The organism is Streptomyces sp. NPDC002276 (assembly GCF_053891435.1).
In genome coordinates, this window is sequence record NZ_JBSFCQ010000005.1 from 453,876 (window position 1) to 472,094 (window position 18,219).

The 18,219-nt window shown below is 71.1% G+C and carries 15 protein-coding genes; 10 read left to right on the forward strand and 5 right to left on the reverse strand.

Annotated elements, in window-relative coordinates:
- Window positions 1–215: 215 nt before the first annotated feature.
- Window positions 216–1,919, forward strand: coding sequence for an esterase (locus ACWIHT_RS16640; protein ID WP_456168755.1), 1,704 nt, complete (start codon window positions 216–218; stop codon window positions 1,917–1,919).
- 3 nt (window positions 1,920–1,922) lie between these two features.
- On the opposite strand, the gene ACWIHT_RS16645 is transcribed toward ACWIHT_RS16640, so the two are convergent.
- Together ACWIHT_RS16645 and ACWIHT_RS16650 are read right to left on the reverse strand one after the other, a co-directional pair.
- Window positions 1,923–2,270 (reverse strand): hypothetical protein, encoded by a 348-nt coding sequence (locus tag ACWIHT_RS16645; RefSeq protein ID WP_456168757.1) that lies wholly within the window; start codon window positions 2,268–2,270, stop codon window positions 1,923–1,925.
- A 95-nt stretch (window positions 2,271–2,365) separates the two neighbouring features.
- Complete coding sequence (locus ACWIHT_RS16650) at window positions 2,366–2,704, reverse strand: hypothetical protein (protein ID WP_456168759.1); 339 nt, start codon at window positions 2,702–2,704, stop codon at window positions 2,366–2,368.
- A 384-nt stretch (window positions 2,705–3,088) separates the two neighbouring features.
- Here ACWIHT_RS16650 and ACWIHT_RS16655 point away from each other — a divergent pair, with 384 nt between their 5' ends.
- The 6 genes from ACWIHT_RS16655 (at window position 3,089) to ACWIHT_RS16680 (ending at window position 10,732) form a co-directional block, all read left to right on the forward strand.
- On the forward strand, window positions 3,089–3,559 hold the full coding sequence (locus tag ACWIHT_RS16655; RefSeq protein ID WP_456168761.1) for a VOC family protein: 471 nt from the start codon (window positions 3,089–3,091) through the stop codon (window positions 3,557–3,559).
- Window positions 3,560–3,702: 143 nt separating this feature from the next.
- Entirely contained in the window at window positions 3,703–4,143 is a 441-nt protein-coding gene (locus ACWIHT_RS16660; protein ID WP_456168763.1) for a VOC family protein, read from the forward strand.
- A gap of 95 nt (window positions 4,144–4,238) precedes the next feature.
- On the forward strand, window positions 4,239–5,120 hold the full coding sequence (locus tag ACWIHT_RS16665) for a PhzF family phenazine biosynthesis protein (protein ID WP_456168765.1): 882 nt from the start codon (window positions 4,239–4,241) through the stop codon (window positions 5,118–5,120).
- A 111-nt stretch (window positions 5,121–5,231) separates the two neighbouring features.
- Window positions 5,232–6,896 carry a serine/threonine-protein kinase gene (locus tag ACWIHT_RS16670; protein ID WP_456168767.1) on the forward strand — a complete coding sequence of 555 codons (1,665 nt, stop codon included), beginning with the start codon at window positions 5,232–5,234 and terminating at the stop codon, window positions 6,894–6,896.
- 160 nt (window positions 6,897–7,056) lie between these two features.
- On the forward strand, window positions 7,057–8,817 hold the full coding sequence (locus ACWIHT_RS16675; protein WP_456168768.1) for a hypothetical protein: 1,761 nt from the start codon (window positions 7,057–7,059) through the stop codon (window positions 8,815–8,817).
- 187 nt (window positions 8,818–9,004) lie between these two features.
- A complete protein-coding gene (locus ACWIHT_RS16680; RefSeq protein WP_456168769.1) occupies window positions 9,005–10,732 on the forward strand; it encodes an LCP family protein in 1,728 nt (575 codons plus the stop codon).
- 7 nt (window positions 10,733–10,739) lie between these two features.
- Here ACWIHT_RS16680 and ACWIHT_RS16685 read toward each other — a convergent pair whose 3' ends face one another.
- A complete protein-coding gene (locus ACWIHT_RS16685; protein ID WP_456168771.1) occupies window positions 10,740–11,204 on the reverse strand; it encodes a DUF5990 family protein in 465 nt (154 codons plus the stop codon).
- Between the two features lie 98 nt (window positions 11,205–11,302).
- Between ACWIHT_RS16685 and ACWIHT_RS16690 the strand changes: the two genes are divergently transcribed.
- From ACWIHT_RS16690 to ACWIHT_RS16700, 3 genes are all read left to right on the forward strand, one after another.
- Window positions 11,303–12,337 carry a permease gene (locus ACWIHT_RS16690; protein WP_456168773.1) on the forward strand — a complete coding sequence of 345 codons (1,035 nt, stop codon included), beginning with the start codon at window positions 11,303–11,305 and terminating at the stop codon, window positions 12,335–12,337.
- Window positions 12,334–13,059 (forward strand): TIGR03943 family putative permease subunit, encoded by a 726-nt coding sequence (locus ACWIHT_RS16695; protein WP_456168775.1) that lies wholly within the window; start codon window positions 12,334–12,336, stop codon window positions 13,057–13,059. The genes ACWIHT_RS16690 and ACWIHT_RS16695 overlap by 4 nt, the downstream gene beginning before the upstream one ends.
- A 75-nt stretch (window positions 13,060–13,134) precedes the next feature.
- Window positions 13,135–16,257: an ATP-binding protein gene (locus tag ACWIHT_RS16700; protein WP_456168777.1), complete on the forward strand. Its 3,123-nt coding sequence runs from the start codon at window positions 13,135–13,137 to the stop codon at window positions 16,255–16,257.
- On the opposite strand, the gene ACWIHT_RS16705 is transcribed toward ACWIHT_RS16700, so the two are convergent.
- Window positions 16,238–17,029 (reverse strand): ABC transporter permease, encoded by a 792-nt coding sequence (locus tag ACWIHT_RS16705; RefSeq protein ID WP_456168779.1) that lies wholly within the window; start codon window positions 17,027–17,029, stop codon window positions 16,238–16,240. The genes ACWIHT_RS16700 and ACWIHT_RS16705 overlap by 20 nt on opposite strands.
- Entirely contained in the window at window positions 17,026–17,997 is a 972-nt protein-coding gene (locus tag ACWIHT_RS16710; protein ID WP_456168781.1) for an ATP-binding cassette domain-containing protein, read from the reverse strand. The genes ACWIHT_RS16705 and ACWIHT_RS16710 overlap by 4 nt, the downstream gene beginning before the upstream one ends.
- Window positions 17,998–18,219 lie beyond the last annotated feature (222 nt).

Below are 18,219 nucleotides of genomic sequence, written 5' to 3' on the forward strand. Positions count from 1 at the left end.
GCTAGGTGTGTCCTGGCGCGGGGGCAAGGGGTGGGGAGTCGGCCGCGCGGTGGCCGCGGGCAACCTTCTAACAAAATAATCATCGAAATTGTCAACAATCCTGGGCCTCCTTGCCTACAGTCAGGGACTCGAATGAGCCGCACTTGCAACCCGCTGTACAAGGAGGTCTACGGGTGGAGTTCAACCGCAGAACCGTTATCCGGGGCGCCGCAGCCATGGCCGCGTTCGGAGTCGCCGAGGGCGCGGCGGGCACGGCGTTCGCCGCCGCCTCGTCGTCGAACAGCTCGTCGACCACGTCCTCGGCGTACTCGCTGGAGTTCGATTCCACCGCCTGGTCGTACGACGCGACCAACGACGTGTACTACCAGATCGGGAAGGTGTACGTCGCCAACCCGGCCGCGAGCGACTACGAGAACCTGTCGATCTATGTGCCGGGCGCCTATCTGACGGCGACCGCGAACAGTGACGGGACCACGTACACCGCGAAGCCCAACCGGAAGGGCACCGTCGGCCCGTACTCGGGAGGCACGGCGCCGATCGTGATCCCGGTCAACACCCCCGGCTACGCCCAGCAGGCGCCGGCCACGTCCTACAGCTACACCGCCGTGTCGCAGTACCTCAAGGCCGGGCTCGTCTACGTGTGGCCGGGCCTGCGCGGCCGGGACAGCTCGACCAGCACCCGCTCCGACGCGGCACCCTGGGGCGTGACCGACCTGAAGGCCGCGGTCCGCTTCCTCCGGTACAACGAGAGTGTCCTGCCCGGCAGTTCGGACGACATCGTCCTGTTCGGCATGAGCGGCGGCGGCGCCCAGGACACCGTGGCGGGCACGTCCGGTGACAGCCCGCTGTACCACCCGTACCTGCGCACGATCGGCGCGGCGATGGAGGACGCCCAGGGCCGCCCTCTGAGCGACGCGGTCGCCGGCGTCATGGCCTGGTGCCCGATCACCAACCTGCACGAGGCCAACCTGTCCTACGAGTGGAACATGGGCCAGTTCGCCTCGACCGGCACGCGCGCGTCCGGCACGTGGACCAGCGCCTACTCGACGGACCTCGCCAAGGCCTGGCCCACGTACGTCAACCGGCTGGGGCTGCGCGACGAGCACGGCAGGCGCCTGGAGCTGACCGAGTCCACCAACGGCGTTCACCTGGCGGGAAGTTACTACGACCACCTGATCGAGGTGATCACCACCTCGCTGAACCACTTCCTGTCGGACAACACCTTCCCGTACACGATCACGACGATGGGCGGGCCGCCCGGATCGGGCCAGACGGGGACCTCGACGACGTACGAGACGGTCGACGACTACATCGCCTACCTCAACTCCGCCAGCACATGGGTCACTTACGACGCCACGACCAACACCGCGACGGTGTCCGGCCTCGAAGGCTTCGTCAACAGCCAGAAGAACGCGAACAAGCCGGTCGGTGCCTTCGACGGGGTATCCCGCGGGCAGGGCGAGAACAGCGTCTTCGCGATGGGGCTGGGCGTCCCCTCGCACTTCGCGCCCCTCACCCGTGATGTCGTCAAGGCGAACGAGACGAGGTACGCCACGTACGCGGACTGGAACTCCGCTTACGGCGCCGCGACTTACGAAAGCGACTTCGCGAAGAAGGACAGCGTCGGCAAGGACATGGCCTGGCGGGCCGAGGCGTACAACCCGATGTACTTCCTCTCGCCCGCCTTCGCCGGCTACCGGCAGTCGAAGGTGGCACGCCACTGGCGCATCCGCACCGGCATCATGCAGGGCGACACGGCCAACACCACTGAGATCAACCTTCAGTTGGCCCTGCGGAACTACGGCATCCGCGACGTCGACTTCGCCACGGTGTGGGCGATGGCGCACACCATGGCCGAACGCACCGGTGACCCGACGACGAACTTCATCAGCTGGGTGGAGTCAATCGTCAAGAAGTGACGATCAGTTGGGACACGCCGGGTGTCTGACCGACAAGCCTCGTCGGTCAGACACCCGGCCGCGCGCTGTCGGCGCGCGGCCGTAGTGTCCGGCTGTGTGGCGCAGCCCGGCGAGGAAGTAGCCGTCGACCGGCGGCAGTTCACCGCGGGCCACGGCATGGTCCACGACCTGTTGCAGGGCACGGCCGGTCGTGGTGGACAACAGGTCGGCGAGCGCCACCAGGTAGTCGACCGGGTCGTGACGCAGGTCCCCGGTGTCCTCCAGCTCCACCGTGCCCGAGTGCTGGAGCAGAGCCGCGTTCATGAGCCCGTCGCGGTCGGGCCAGTTGCGGTAGAGGCGCGTCCGGTGCACTCCGGCCGGCTCGGCGACCTCCTTGTAGCGCGGACCGGCACGTGTGCGGGCCGTGCGCCCCCCGAGGCCGCCGCGCGGTTGCTGGCCCGGGTGTGTCAGGTGTGTCGGGTGTGTCCTGATTCCGGGGCGCTGTCACACATGGCCACCAGGTGACGCTCGTCGAACGCGCCGCACGCCTGCGGGACGACCGCGCTCCGATCGACATCCGCGGCGACGCCATCGAATTCGCTGACAGGATGGGGGTGTTGCCCCAAATCCGTGAGCAGCGCCTCCGGATCGCGGAGCACCGTGTGTTCGTCCATGCCGACGGTTCCGTGGCCGCCCGTCTGCCGGTCAAGGAGACGAGCGACTCCGGGGACCACATCGAGATCGCGCGCGAGGACCTGATACGCACGCTCGCCGCCGCACTGCCGACGTCGGCCGACATCGTCCACGGCGACTCCGTCGACGCGCTCACCGACCTGCCCACCGAAGCGCGGGCCGACCGGACCAGCCCCCCCCGTACAACTACCCGGGCCACCTCGCGAGCATCGCCCGCTACAAGAACAGGGCGTTCGGAGTGTTCCTCCTGCGTTCCAGGCTCCTCGACCGCGACCACCGCGACCTCGACGCCCGGTTCGCCCAGAACAGCGTCACGGACGGCGGCGAACTCATCGTGCCGTCCACGTGGGAAGCGGTCGACGCGCGCGACGCGCGGCTCCGGGCCGTCGCCGTCCGACAGCGGCAGCAGCAGCGGCATCGACGAGCACCGATGAGTTTTGCCGACGGGCCCGGTCTACCAGGACGTACACCATCGAGCCACTGACCGGAGACCCATCATGACCACTCCCGCACACCCCGGCCGCATGCTGTTCCTGAACATCCCCGTGGTGGACCTGGAGCGCAGCAAGGCGTTCTTCGCCAAGCTCGGGTTCAGCTTCAACCCGAAGTTCACCGACGAGACCGCCACCTGCATGCTGGTCGGTGAGCAGGCCTTCGTCATGCTGCTCACCCGCGAGAAGTTCGCGGAGTTCGCGAAGCTGCCGCTGGCCGATCCCACCACGCACACGCTGGCGCTCTACTGCTTCAGCGTGTCCTCCCGCGAGGAGGTCGACTCGGTCAGCGCCGCCGCGCTCGCGGCGGGCGGTACCGAGGTGGACGGTGCCGAGGACTACGGCTTCATGTATTCACGCAGCTTCTACGACCTCGACGGTCACGGCTGGCAGGTCATGTGGATGGACCCGGCGGCGGCCGAGCAGGGGCCCGAGGAGTTCGCTGCCTCCGCGCAGGACGCTGAAGCCGGGGCCTGACCGGAGAAGTCGGCAACCTGTTCCGAAGTCGGTGGTCCGCGCATGTCGAGAACGGGCCACCGACTCCGTCCCAGGGACAGCGGCGGCCGCCACCGGCCGTTACCGGCCGCCACCGGCCGCACGAGGAAGAAGGAGAAGCCACCATGGCGATTCAGCGGATGGACAACGTCGGCATCGTCGTCGAGGACATGGACGCCGCCGTCGCGTTCTTCGTGGAACTCGGAATGGAGCTGGAGGGCAGGGGAGAGGTCCAGGGCCTCTTCGCCGACCAGTGCACCGGACTCGACGGCGTCCACTGCGACATCGCGATGCTCCGGACCCCGGACGGCCACAGCCGGCTCGAACTCGCGAAGTACCGCAGCCCCGAGGCGATCAGCGACGGGCCGCGCGACCGGCCGCACAACATCCTGGGCACCCACCGCGTCATGTTCGCCGTCGACGACATCAAGGACACCGTGGCCCGCCTGCGCCCGCACGGCGCCGAACTCCTCGGCGAGATCGCCCGGTTCGAGGACAGCTACCTGCTCTGCTACGTCCGCGGCCCGGAGGGCATCATCGTCGGACTGGCCGAGCAACTGGGCTGAGAACCAGTCCCACGGGGGACGCCTGACCTGCGATCGCCTCACCCGCGTCCCCGCGTCCGGGAATGGTCGGGGGCCCGCGCCGCGTTGCCACGACCATGACGACGAACGCGCCGCAGCCCGAGGTGTTGCGCTACACCGCCTTCTCCAGCGACCCCGAGGGCGGAAACCCCGCGGGCGTCGTTCTGGACGCCACCGCCCTGGCCGACAGCGACATGCTGGCCATCGCCGCCGAGCTCGGATACTCGGAGTCCGCGTTCCTGACCGCACCCCCGGAGGGGCTCGGCGGTCCGGACGGGCGGGCGTACCGCATCCGGTACTTCAGTCCCAAGGCCGAGGTGCCGTTCTGCGGGCACGCCACCGTCGCGACCGCCGTCGCGCTGGCCGAGCGGACCGGCACGGGGGAGCTGGTGTTCGCGACGCGCGCGGGCACCGTACCCGTGGAGGTGACCGAGGAGAACGGGACGCTCCGGGCCACGCTCACCAGCGTCGCACCGCACATCGAGGAGATCGCCGACGCCGACCTCGACGAGGCGCTCGCCGCGCTCGACTGGCCGCGAGCCGACCTCGACCCCGCGTTCCCGCCCCGTATCGCCTTCGCCGGTGCCCGCCATCTCGTGCTCGCGGCGGCGACGCGGGCCCGACTCGCAGATCTCGCCTACGACTTCGGGCGCCTGGAAGCCCTGATGCACCAACTGGACCTGACCACGGTCCAGTTGGTGTGGCGGGAGTCGGCCACCGTCTTCCACGTCCGTGACCCCTTCCCCGTCGGCGGTGTCGTAGAGGACCCGGCGACGGGTGCGGCGGCCGCCGCGTTCGGCGCGTACGCGCGTGAACTCGGCCTGGTTCCCGAGGACATCGTCCTCACGCTGCATCAGGGCGAGGACCTGGGCCGCCCCGGCGAACTCACGGTGACGCTGCGCGCGGGCGACCCGCGTGTCCGCGTCGCCGGCGCGGGAGCGCGCATCGACATCGGCTGAAGCACCGGCCGGCATGACGGTGCACGTGTCCGTCCGTCCCCGGTGTTGGGTGACCGGCGAGCCGATACGCTGAACGACAGCCATGTCGGGGGCGGGGCTGGGGGCGTGGACATGGATCCGCGAATGCAGTTGTCGGTGGGCGGGTACGTCTGCGAGCGTGAGTTGGGCCGCGGCGGACAGGGCGTGGTGTGGCTCGCCCGGGACCGGGCGGGACAGCAGGTCGTGGTGAAGTTCCTGCTGCCGGGCAAGGAGTACGACGAGGTCGCGCTCGCCCGGGTGCGTCGGGAGTTCGGCGCGGCGAGCCGGGTCGGTGAACTGGCCACGGCCCGGGTCCTCGACGCGGACCTGTCCGGCCGACACCCCTTTATCGTCAGCGAGTTCGTCCCGGGTCCCACGATCCACCAGCATGTGGCGGCGGGCGGCCCGCTGTCCTCGGGGCGGTTGCAGTCCCTGGCGCTCGCCGTCGCGCACGCGCTGGCGCAGGTGCACCGGGCGGGTGTCGTGCACCGCGACATCAAACCGTCCAACATCCTGCTCTCCCCGGACGGACCGAGGATCATCGACTTCGGTATCGCCCGCGACGACCGCCTGCTGGAGTCGGCGCTCACCACACCGGGAAGTGTGCTCGGCTCACCCGCGTACATGTCACCCGAGCAGGTCAAGTCTCTCCGCGTCACCAGCGCCACCGACGTGTTCTCCCTCGGCGGCACGCTCTACTTCGCCGCCACGGGGAGACATCCCTTCGAGGGGGAGAGCGACTACGAGGTACTGGTCGCCGTGTCCACCCGCGACGCGGATCTCACGGCGGTACCGGAACCGGTCCGCTCGGCCATCGCCGACTGCCTCCGCAAGGACCCGGCGGAACGCCCCACCGCCGCCCAACTCGTCACCCGGCTCGCGGAAGCGGTGGAGCGGGAGGACGGCGCACGCACGGAGACGCGCACGCCACCACCCGGAAACGGCGGCGGAAGCAGCGGCTCCCCTCCAGCATCCGGCCCCGACCCCGTTCCCGCCCCCGGCATAAGCGCCAAACAGCTGCGCCTGTGGGGCTTCGCCGCCGGCAGCGCCGCGGTGGCCGTGCTGCTCGCGATCGTCCTCAGCACCACCTCGGGAGGTTCCGCGAAGGAGAACGGCCCGCAGACGCACGGCTCCGGGGCATCCACCAGCTCCCAACCCCTCACGTACACCGACGACTTGACCGACTCGGGCGACTGGTCGTACAAGGACCCGACCCTGGCGACGATCACGCACAAGGGCGGGACCATGCTGGTGGATCCCAAGTCCGAGCTGGAGGTGTGGCCGCAGGCCCCCTTCGAGCCGTCGTCGTTCGCGGTACGGCTGAGCACCCAGACGGAGTGGTACGGCGGTGAGGGCGGGGTCGGGCTGTGGTGCGACGGCTCGGGGGACTATCGCAAGGGCTCCCGCTGGGCGACCTATCTGACGACGGATCAGGAAGCTTTGATCGTGCGCGAGTTCAGGTACAAGGGAGCCTTCCAGCACGACCGGGTCGTCGAGGTCGACCTCGCGGACCTGGGTCTGGAGGTGGACAGCGGGCAGCAGGTCGACATGTCTATGACCTGTTCCTCGGCCGGTACGGGCCGGATCAAGGTGGCACTCGCCGTCAACGGCACCCGGGTCGCCTCGTACACCGGCCTCGCCTTCGACGCGCGGGGGTGCGGGGTGGCCGCCTTCCACTACAGCGCGACCGACCCAAAGGGCACGGCCTTCCACGCCGGCTTCGAGCGCTTCATCGCGTCGGAGCCGCCGCCGAATTGATCGGGGCCAGTCACTGCCGATGTGATCCGCGGTTCTTGCCCAGCTCTTCCCTTCCCTTGATGAACCTCGACGGCTCCTTTCACCTCTACAACATGTAGTAGAGGTTGCCCCGGCATGAACCACCGGCCGACGAGGGCGGAACGAGGAGGAGAAGGACGCCATGGATGACGGTCCCCGCGCCGGCGGTGGTCTGCGACTGCGGCGCCGTGACGCGCCCGCGCCCGCCACCACCGGCCCGCCGCTGACCCGGCCGCTCACCACCGGGCCCGCCGCTCCGCAGCAACTGCACCGGGGCATGACACTGATCGCCACGATCAGCCTGTTCATCGGCACCCGCGACGCCTGGACGAGGGCGATGACCTCCCGCCCGCCCGTCGCCGGGATCATCTCCGTCTGCTACGCCGGGATCCTGGTCGCCGGAGTCCTCGCCCTCACCACCCGCACCCGCCGCGCCCTGACCAGGGTCGACGCCGGAGTCCTGCTGCTCGCCGTAGCGCTCGTGCTCTGCGGCTACTGGCTCAACCACGCCGGCACCGACGAGGGCGTGCTCACCGCGCAGGCCGCGAACCAGATCCTGCACGGCCACCCCGTCTACGGCCAGCCCTGGCCCTGGCTCTTCGACTCCTCGTCCGTCGGCATCACCAAGACCATGTCGGGCGGCGCCGACTACACCTACGGCTACCCACCGCTGACCGCACTCCTCGCCGCCCCCGTGCACGCCGTGATCCACTCGACGGCCGCCGCCACCCTCGTCACCACCGGCGCGCTCCTCGCGGGCGCCGTCCTGCTGTGGCTGCTGCTCCCGGCCCCCTGGCGGTCCGCCGCCACCGCCGTGTGCCTCGGCTTCGGCTTCCTCCCCGGCTACGCCTACTCCGGCTACCCGGCCGTCCTCGCCCTGGCGCTCCTCATCCCGGTCGTGGTCAGGTGGCCCGACACCGGAGCCGGTGGCCGGCTCGGACTCCCCGGAGTGCTCCAGGCCCTCTGCCTCGGCGCGGCCTGCGCCACCCAGCAACTCGCCTGGTTCCTCACGCCGTTCCTCCTCGTCGGCCTCTACGCCGTCCGCCGCGGCGACCTCGGCCCCCGGCTCGCCCTCGGCGTCGTCGCCCGCTACACCGGCACCGCAGCACTCACCTGGGCCGCGATCAACGCCTACTTCGCCGCCGAGGACTTCTCCACCTGGCTGCACGGACTGCTGCTCCCGATCACCCAGAAGGCGATCCTGCACGGCCAGGGCCTGATGGGGATCTCGTACTACTTCACCGCGGGCAGCAGGCACCTCGACTACTACTCCTACGGCAGTCTCCTGCTCCTGTTCGGCCTGCTCGCCGCCACGCTGCTGTTCGCGCGGCGGCTCGGCCCGGCGATCACCGTGCTGCCCTGGCTGAGCTTCTACCTCGCCACCAGGTCCCAGGACGGCTACTTCCTGATGATGACCCCGCTGTGGCTCGCGGCCGCCGCGACCGTCCCCGCCTCCGCGCTCGCCTCGGCCTGGCAGCCCCGCATCCCGCACCTGACCGCACGCCCGGCCCGGGCCGTGCTCGCCGCGGGGCTCCTCGCGCCCGCCGTCGTGTGCGTGACGATCGCCGCCGCCAGTCCGCCGCCGCTGCGCATGAACGTCACGGCGGACATCGTGGAGCGCTCCGGGCACCGTGACATCACCCGGCTCGTCGCCCGGGTCGTCAACACGACCGCCACCCGGCTCACCCCCCACTTCGCCAGCCGCCTCGGGCAGGGCGCCTCCGACTGGTGGACCGCCTCCGGCGGCCCGGCGTCCCTCGCCCCGCACGCCTCCGCGACGTATGTCGTGAAGCCGCCCGGCGGTGTGCGGCGGGTGCCGGGCGGCTCGCATCCGCGCTTTTTTCTCATCGCCGTCACCGGTACTCCGATGACCCTCACCAGCGCCCGCATTCCGACCAGTTGACCGACCTTGACGCAAAATGAAAGTCCGTAAATGAGAAAGCCCCTGCGGTGTTCTCATCTGAGATTGTTATATTGCGCAACCACGCAAGCGAGTCGGGAACCCCGCCTCGTCCGACCTGACATGGCCGCGCGCCCCTGGCCGCAGCACCGACGGCCTGAACGGCCCGACCGTTTTGTGGGAGTGCCAGATGACCGACCTCGGGGACGGCCCCGTGGGACACGCCACGCGCAGCCGCACACGAGGGGTACCCAGACCGCGGGAGGGCGAGGCCGACGAGCCGCTGCCCACCGGCGGCCGGGCAGCCTCCCGCGCCGCGGCCCGCCAGGCGCCGCGCGGCGGATCCCGTGCGGCCGGTCGTGCCGCCTCGCGCCGTAAGCAGGCTCCGCGCGGCAGGCGGGTGTTGAAGATCACCGCGATATCCCTGTCGGTGCTGATCATGGTCACCGCGGGCGCCGGCTGGTGGTTCTACGAGCACCTGAACGGCAACATCAACAGCGTCCCGATCGACGACGGCGCGGGCGGCAAGGAGAAGGCCGACGCCTTCGGCCGGACGCCGATCAACCTCCTGGTGATGGGCAGCGACGCCCGGTCCAGCGCGACCGACTGCAAGCTCGGCGGCGGCTGTTCGACGACCGGTGTGCAGTCCGGGAACGGCAACGCGGACGTGGAGATGGTGGTGCACATCTCGGCGGACCGTTCCAACGCCACCGTGATGAGCATCCCCCGCGACACCATGACCCAGGTCCCCGCCTGCAAGGACCCCAAGAGCAGCCAGTCGACGTCCGGCTACTACGGGCAGATCAACAGCGCGCTCCAGTACGGGCAGGAGTGCCAGGTCAAGACCGTCCACGCGCTCACCGGCATCACCATTGACCACTTCGTGCAGATGGACTTCTCCGGTGTGGTGAAGATGTCCGACGCGGTCGGCGGGGTCTCGGTGTGCGTCGACGCCGACGTCTACGACACCTACTCGCACCTGAAGCTCGCCAAGGGCACCCACACCCTCAAGGGCACCGCGGCCCTGGAGTTCGTGCGCTCCCGGCACGGCTTCGGCGACGGCAGCGACCTCGGCCGTACCGTCTCCCAGCACCTGTTCCTGAGCGCGATGATCCGCAAGTTCAAGAGCGCGGGCACCCTCACCAACCCCTCGGCGGTCTACAACCTGGCCGACGCCGCCACCAAGGCGCTCACGGTCGACACGGGCCTCGGCACCGTCAACAAGCTCATCGGGCTCGCCGCGGACCTGGACAAGGTCCCGACGAAGCGCATGACGTTCACCACGATGCAGACCGGCGCCGACCCGACCAACGCCAACCGGGTCGTACCGGCCGCCGCCGCGAAGAGCCTGTTCGCGACGATCGCCAACGACCAGTCGCTGACGAGCTCGTCCGGCAAGAAGTCGGCGGCGGCCACCGCGACCGCCACGGCGGTCGCCGTACCGGCCGCGCAGATCGCCGTCACGGTGGAGAACGGCACCAGCATCAGCGGCCGGGCCTCCACCGTCGCCACCGGCCTGATAGACGGCGGCTTCAGCTCCGACACCACCACCGGCAACGCCTCCGTGAGCGCGACCACGACCACCCTCACCTACGGCACCGGGCAGAAGGCCGAGGCCCAGACCGTGGCCAAGGCGATCGGCCTCGGCTCCGCGCACCTCAAGCAGGGCACGGGTACCGGTCTGACCCTGGTGATCGGCACGGACTGGCCCAGCGGTACGACGCTCCCCGGCGGCTCCTCGTCCCCGGCCCCGGCCGACACCAAGGCGGCCACCTCCAACGCCCAGGCCTCGACCGCCGACCAGTCGAAGTCCTGCGCGAAGGTCAGCCCCTACAAGACGGTCAGCCTGAACGGCGTCGCGATGACCCCGACCCAGGCGTACCGGGCGGCGACGAACAAGAAGGACTCGGCGTCCTGACCGAGAACTAGCGCGCGGCGGCGGTCCAGGTGATGCGCGGGGGATCCACCCGCGCGCACAACGGGCCGCCGTTCGCGTCGGTCAGCCCGAGACGGCCGACGAGCAGGCCGTCGCTCGCGGCGGCGGCCAGGACGTCGGCGGGCACGGAGTCGAGCATGAGCTTGGCGCGCCGGAACATCGTGAAGACCCCGTCCCCGTCGACCGTGCCCCACGACAGATAGACGAACCGGCGGCCCAACCGGTGCTGCACATAAGGGCCCTCGACCACGATCCCGTCCGGCGTGGCCTCCGTCGCGCACTCCAGCGTCCACGTCGCGGACGCCGCGTCCCCCGCCTGCGGATCGAGCAGTTCGGCCGGCCGGTCCTTGCGCTGCACGGCGACATGGACGTCGTCGTACCCCGGGACGGAGCTGTCGGCGGGGGCGGGGAAGGTGCGGCCGGGCAGGTCGACGGCGTCGATACGGATGCGCATACGGCCATCATGCCCGGGCCCGCCGCACGGCGTGTGGGCGCGGTGACGGCCGTACTCCTCGCTATGTTCTGTCACAACATCAGACATTCGGAGCAAAAATGCCAAAAACGGATGAGCTGCTTGATGTGACGGCGGCGGTGGCCCCGGCCACCGTCCACCCACCCGAGCGACGGCGTCGCAGACCCTCGCCCGCGACGGCCGCATTCACCGCCTTCGGTCTGGCGATCGCCGCCCTCCTGCTGTCGGGCACACCGTGGCTGAACGGCCCCGCCGTGGCCGCCTGGCGCACGGTCTGCCTGGCCATCACCGTGCAGGCGCTGCCCTTCCTCCTGCTGGGCACCGCCCTGTCCGGGGCGATCAACGCCTTCGTGCCGGCCGACCTGTTCACCAAGGTGCTGCCCAAGCGCGCCGTGCTCGCCGTCCCCGTGGCCGGGCTCGCCGGAGCCGTCCTGCCGGGCTGCGAATGCGCGTCCGTGCCGGTCGCCAACAGCCTGATCCGCCGGGGCGTCACTCCCGCCGCCGCGTTCGCGTTCCTGCTCTCGGCGCCCGCGATCAACCCGATCGTGCTGACCGCCACCGCCGTCGCCTTCCCCGGCAGCCCCGCCATGGTGCTGGCCCGGCTGCTCGCCTCGCTCGCCACCGCCGCCGTCATGGGCTGGCTCTGGCTCTGGCTCGGCCGCGCGGAATGGCTGCGCCCGGTCGTCCGGCACACCGGGCACCAGCACGGACACAGCCGCTTCACCGAGTTCCGGCTCGGCTTCCAGCACGACTTCCTGCACGCGGGCGGCTTCCTCGTGCTGGGCGCCATGGCCGCGGCCACCTTCAACGTGACCGTCCCGCGCTCCGTCCTCGACACCTTCTCCGGCTCGCCCTGGCTGTCCGTGCTGTTCCTGGCCGCGCTCGCCGTCGTCCTCGCGGTCTGCTCCGAGGCCGACGCCTTTGTGGCGGCCTCACTCACAGGCTTCTCACCCACCGCCCGGCTGGCCTTCATGGTGGTCGGCCCCATGGTCGACCTCAAGTTGATCGCCCTCCAGGCCGGCACCTTCGGCCGCGCTTTCGCGGTCCGCTTCTCCACCGCGACCACCGTCGTGGCCGTGGCCGCCAGCGTCCTGATCGGAGGCGCCCTCCTGTGAAGCGCACCGCACAGATCCCGCTCCTGATCCTGACCGGCCTGGGCCTGCTGCACACCGCCCTCTTCACCGACCTCTACCTGCGCTACGTCAAGGAGGGCCTGCGCCCGCTCCTGATCATCTCGGGTGTTCTCCTGCTGCTCCTGGGCCTGGCCCACGCGGCGTTCGACCACGACACGGGTGAACAGGAGGACCACGGCCACGGGCACGACCACTCCTCCGCACCCCGCATCGCCTGGCTCCTCTTCCTCCCCGCGCTCAGCCTCCTCCTCTACGCCCCTCCCGCCCTCGGCGCCTACACGGCCGCGCACGCCGGCAGCGAGACCGTCAAGCAGCAGAAGGGGTTCGCCGCACTGCCCGCCACCTCACCCCTCCCGATGACCCTCACGGACTTCACCACCCGGGTCCAGCAGGACAAGCAACGCGCCATCAAGGGCCGTACCGTCGAGATGACCGGCTTCGTGACACCGGGACACGGCGGCTGGGACCTGACCCGCATCATCTTCACCTGCTGCGCGGCCGACGCCCAGACGGTCAAGATCCGGATGTACGGCACCCCCGCCCCGCCCGCCAACACCTGGCTCGCCGTCACCGGAACCTGGCACACCCAGGGCGCCCTCGGCACGAAGTCCGCGGCGGCGGCCCTCGACGTCCACGGCACCCGGCCCATCGCCCAACCCGTCAACGCCTTCACGGACGACCTGCCCCTCACACCCACCCGCTGACGCGAACCGCCGCTGCCGACACGGGCGTTGGGGCAGCGGGAGTCGCGACGCCCCGACCTTGGTTAACCTGCACGGGTGACCACCGACCTGACCCTGCTGCCCCGCGTCGCCCACCGCGGACAGGAGGTCACCGCGCCCCGGCTGCGCGGCCTCCTCGCGCTGCTCGCCGGCGACCTGCGCACGGGGTGCAGCACCGAGCGGCTGGTGGCGGGACTGTGGCCGGACGAGTTGCCGGAGCGGCCGGGCAAGGCGGTCCAGGTCCTCGTGTCCCGGGCCCGGGCCCAGCTGGGCGCCGACGTCATCGCCAGCACCCCGACCGGCTACCGGCTCACCCTCGCCGAGGACCAGGTCGACAGCTCCGCCCTGCTGCTGCACGCCACGGCCAGCGCCGACCGGTCCAGGGCCGGGGACCACGCGGCGGCGCTGGCCGCGGCCGAGGCCGGACTCGCCCTGTGGGAGGGCACCCCCGACGGCGACCCCGACAGCGCCGACCCGGTGGCCGTACTGCGCGCCGAACGCGCCCCCGTCCACGCCACGCTCGCCCGCGCACGGGCCCTCGCGCTCGCCCGCCTGGGACGGCACGCGGAGGCGGCGGGCCCGCTCGCCACAACTGCCGCCGAGTATCCGCGCGACGAGGAGGTGCTCGCCGAACTCCTGCGCGGCGAGGCCGCGTCGGCGGGCCCGTCCGCCGCGCTGATGCGCTACGAGGCCTACCGCCGCGAACTCCGCGACGACCTCGGCACCGACCCCGGCGCCGGACTCAGGGCCGTACACAAGGAGTTGCTGAACGGCGAGGCACCGGCGGTCAGACACGGCGTCCCGCACGAACCGAACCCGCTGCTGGGCCGGGACGAGGACATCGCGGCCGTCGAGCGGGCGCTGCACACCTCCCGCGCCGTCACCGTCGTCGGCCCCGGCGGACTCGGCAAGACCCGGCTCGCGCACGCCGTCAGCCGCCGGGCCGAACAGCGCGTCGTGTACTTCGTGCCGCTCGCCGGTGTCACGGCCGACGCGGACGTGGCCGCCGAGGTGGCCTCCGCGCTCGGCGCGGGCGGTATGAGCGGGCCCGCCTCCGGCGACCCGGTGACCGCCGTCCTCGGCGTCCTCGGCACCGGGCCCGCGCTGCTGGTCCTCGACAACTGCGAGCAGATCGTCCGGGGTGCTTCAGCCCTAGTCCAGGCCCTCGTCTCGTCCTCGAAGGACCTGCGGGTGCTCGCCACCAGCCGCGCCCCGCTGGGCCTGACCTCGGAAGTGGTGTACGCGCTCCCGGAGTTGGGCCTCGCCACCTCCGTCGAGCTGTTCACCCAGCGGGCGCGCGCCGCCCGGCCCGGTGTGGAGCTGCCGTCGGAGGCGGTGACCGAGCTGTGCCGCCACCTCGACGGGCTGCCGCTCGCCGTGGAGCTGGCCGCGGCACGGGTCCGGGTCCTTTCGGTGCCGGACATCGCCCGGCGCCTCGGCGACCGCTTCGCGCTGCTGCGCGGCGGCGCCCGCGACGCACCCGAGCGGCACCGCACGCTGCACGCGGTCGTCGACTGGAGCTGGAACCTCCTCGCGGAGGACGCCCGGGCCGCACTGCGCACCCTGTCCGTCTTCCCCGGCGGCTTCCTCGCCGAGGCCGCCGAGCAAGTCCTCGGCGAGGACCCGCTGTTGCTCCTGGAGCAACTGGCCGACCAGTCCCTGCTCACCGTCGCCGACACCCCGGCGGGCGTACGGTTCCGCATGCTGGAGACCGTACGGGAGTTCAGCGCGGCCCGCCGCACCGAGGCGGGCGAGGACGAGGCGGCCGTAGACCAATTCCTGCTCTGGGCGCGGGACTTCGGGGTCACCTACCACGACTGGTTCTTCGGCTCGGAGCCGCGCGCGGCCTGGGAGCGAATTCGGGTCGAGCAGGACAACCTCGTGCTGGCCCTGCGGTACGCCCTGGCCCGTACGGACTGTCCCACCATCGCCGCCCTCACCGCGGTCCTCGCCGCCCTGTGGTCGACCGGTTCCAGCTACCCCCGCCTCACCGCGCTCGCCGCGGACACCGGCCCGCCGTTGTCGCACTACCGTCCCGAGCCCGAGTACGTCGAAGTCGCCCGCGCCGCCGCGGTGTTGTGCACGGCGAGCCTGTTCATGGGCTACGGCCCACAGGTCGTACGCCAGCTCGTCACCCTCCGGCGGCTGCCCCCGGCCCCGCCGGACACCCTGCTGCGCGCCATCTCGGCGGTGCTGGGCGCGGTCCCCGAGATGCTGCCCCCGGACTACGGCGTGCTGCGCGAACTCTGCGACAGCGAGCGGCCGTTGCTCGCCGGCATCGCCGAGTGCGTCGCCACCTACGTCTGGGAGTACGAGCACGACATCGACCGCTCGCTCGCCTCCGCCCGGCGCAGCATCGAGGCACTGGCACCGATCGACCACCCCTTCCTCCAGGTCCTCGGGCACGCCCGACTGAGCGAGCTGTGCCTACAGACGGAGCAGGGCGAGGCCGCGTACGAGAGTCTCAAGGCGGCACTCGCGGCGCTGCCGCGCCTCGGTGACGAGCACGACTCCATCGGCGTCCGCTGGGGTCTCGTCCTCGCGTGTCTGCAACGCGGCGAACCCGACGAGGCCGAGTTCTGGCTGCGGCAGGCGGAGGAGCGCAACCCCACGCACAAGGACGACGTCTACAGCCCCGACTTCGGCGGCCGGGCCGAGATCGCGCTCGCCCGCGGGCTGACGGAGGTCGGACTCGGCCTGTGGCGCCGCAATGTGGAGGCGATCACCGCGGCCGGTTCGACGGGGAGCGACGACCCCTTCTACGACCGGTGGCTGCTCCAGGTCCAGTCGGCGGCGGTGACGGCCCACGCGCACGCCGACCGGCTCGGGCTCGTCACGGACGTGACCGACCGGCTGCGGCGTCGGCTGCGCGACCTGCTCGCGGGCCCGGCCCGCTCGCCCATGGAACTCCCCGTGTTCGGGACGGGGTTGCACGCGCTCGGCATGGCCGGGATCGTCTCCGGCGACGCCTCCGCCGTACGGCTGATCGCGCTCGGCGAACGGCTGCGGGTGCTGCGCGACTTCCAGCCGACCATGTCGGCGGAGCGTGCCCGGCGGGCGGCCCGGGACGCCGACGGGGCGGCGTACGCCGACGCGGTGTCGGAGTACGCCGCCCTGGAGCGGGACGAGCTGCGGGAGGCGGCCCGCGCTGTCATGGCGGTTACTTCGGGTCGCGGTTGAACTGTGCCGTCGACCAGCGGTAGCCGAGCGCGGTGAGGCCGACGCACCAGGCGAGCGCGATCCACCCGTTGTTGCCGATCCCGGTGCCCAGCAGCAGGCCGCGCAGGGTCTCGATGGCCGGGGTGAAGGGCTGGTACTCGGCGATCGGCTGGAACCAGCCCGGCATGGTGTCGGCCGGGGTGAAGGCGCTGGAGATGAGCGGGAGGAGGATCAGCGGGGTCGCCATGTTGCTGGCCGCCTCGGGGTTGGGGCTGGCCATGCCCATCCCGACCGCGATCCAGGTGAGCGCCAGGGCGAACAGCGCGAGCAGTCCGAAGGCCGCCAGCCACTCCAGGACGGTGGCGTCCGTGGACCGGAAGCCGATGGCCACGGCGACGGCACCGACGAGGACCAGACTGGCGAGCACCTGGAGCACGCTGCCGACGACGTGCCCGATGAGGACGGAGCCGCGGTAGACCGCCATCGTGCGGAAGCGGGCCATGAGGCCCTCGTTCATGTCCATGGAGACGGAGATCGCGGCGCCGATCACGGTGCTGCCGATGGTCATCACCAGGAGGCCCGGGACGAGATAGGCGATGTAGTCGGAGCGGTCGGCGCCGCCGCCACCGATGCCCGCGCTCATCACGCCGCCGAAGACGTAGACGAAGAGCAGCAGCAGCATGATGGGCGTGAGCAGCAGGTTCAGGGTCATCGACGGGTAGCGCCGGACGTGCAGCAGGTTGCGGCGCAGCATCGTGGACGAGTCGCGGACGGCGAGGGCGAGAGTACTCATCGGGCGTTCTCCTTCGGCTGGTGGGGGACCTTGCTGTCGCCGGTGAGGGCGAAGAACACGTCGTCGAGGTCGGGGGTGTGCACGGTCAGCTCGTCGGCCTCGATACCGGCGGCGTCCAACCAGTCGAGGACGGCCCGCAGTTCGCGCTGGCTGCCGTCGCTGGGGATCTGGAGCGAGAGTGCCTCGTCGTCGCGGGTGACCTCGCGCAGGGCGGTGGCGGCGGACTGGTAGGCGGCCGGGTCGGTGAAGCGGAGCCGGACGTGTCCGCCGGGGACGAGCCGCTTGAGTTCCTCGGCGCTGCCCTCGGCGGCGATCCTGCCGTCGTTCAACACCGCGATGCGGTCGGCGAGTTCGTCGGCCTCGTCCAGGTACTGGGTGGTGAGGAAGACGGTGACCCCATCGGAGACCAGCTCGCGGATGATGCCCCACATGGTGTGGCGGGAGCGCGGGTCGAGGCCGGTGGTCGGCTCGTCGAGGAAGATGATCCGCGGGCTGCCGACCAGCGTCATGGCGATGTCGAGGCGGCGCTTCATGCCGCCGGAGTAGGTGGAGGCGGGCTTCTTCGCGGCCTCGGTGAGGTCGAAGCGCGCCAGGAGTTCGGCGGCCACCCGCCGCCCCTCCTTCCTGGGCAGGTGGTGCAAATCGGCCATGAGCAGCATGTTCTCCTCGCCGGTGATCAGACCGTCGACGGCGGAGAACTGCCCGGTGACGCCGATCGCGGCCCGTACGGCCTGCGGGTCCACGGCCAAGTCGTGGCCGCCGACGCGCAGTTCGCCCGCGTCCGCCGCGATGAGGGTGGAGAGGATCTTGACGGCGGTGGTCTTGCCGGCGCCGTTCGGGCCGAGCAGGGCGAACACCGTGCCGGCCGGTACCGCCAGGTCGATGCCGTCGAGGACCGTCTTGTCCCCGTAGGCCTTGCGCAGCCCCTTGGCCGCGATGCCGAGTGAGTGCGATGTCGTTGTCGTCATGCCGCAGAGCGTGCGGCAGGCCGCATTCAGCGCGGTTTCACGACGGTTTCACTGCCCCGGAACCGGCCGCCCGAGCCCGCCGCCGACCGCTCCCGCGGGGTTCATGTCCCGATCTCCTGCCACATCCGAGAGTTAACGGGTCCTTGGGGCACATGCGGTGTGAAGGTGGGGTCGAGCCGGAAATCATCTTGTCATGAACCTGCGATCCGACGGGCGGATCGC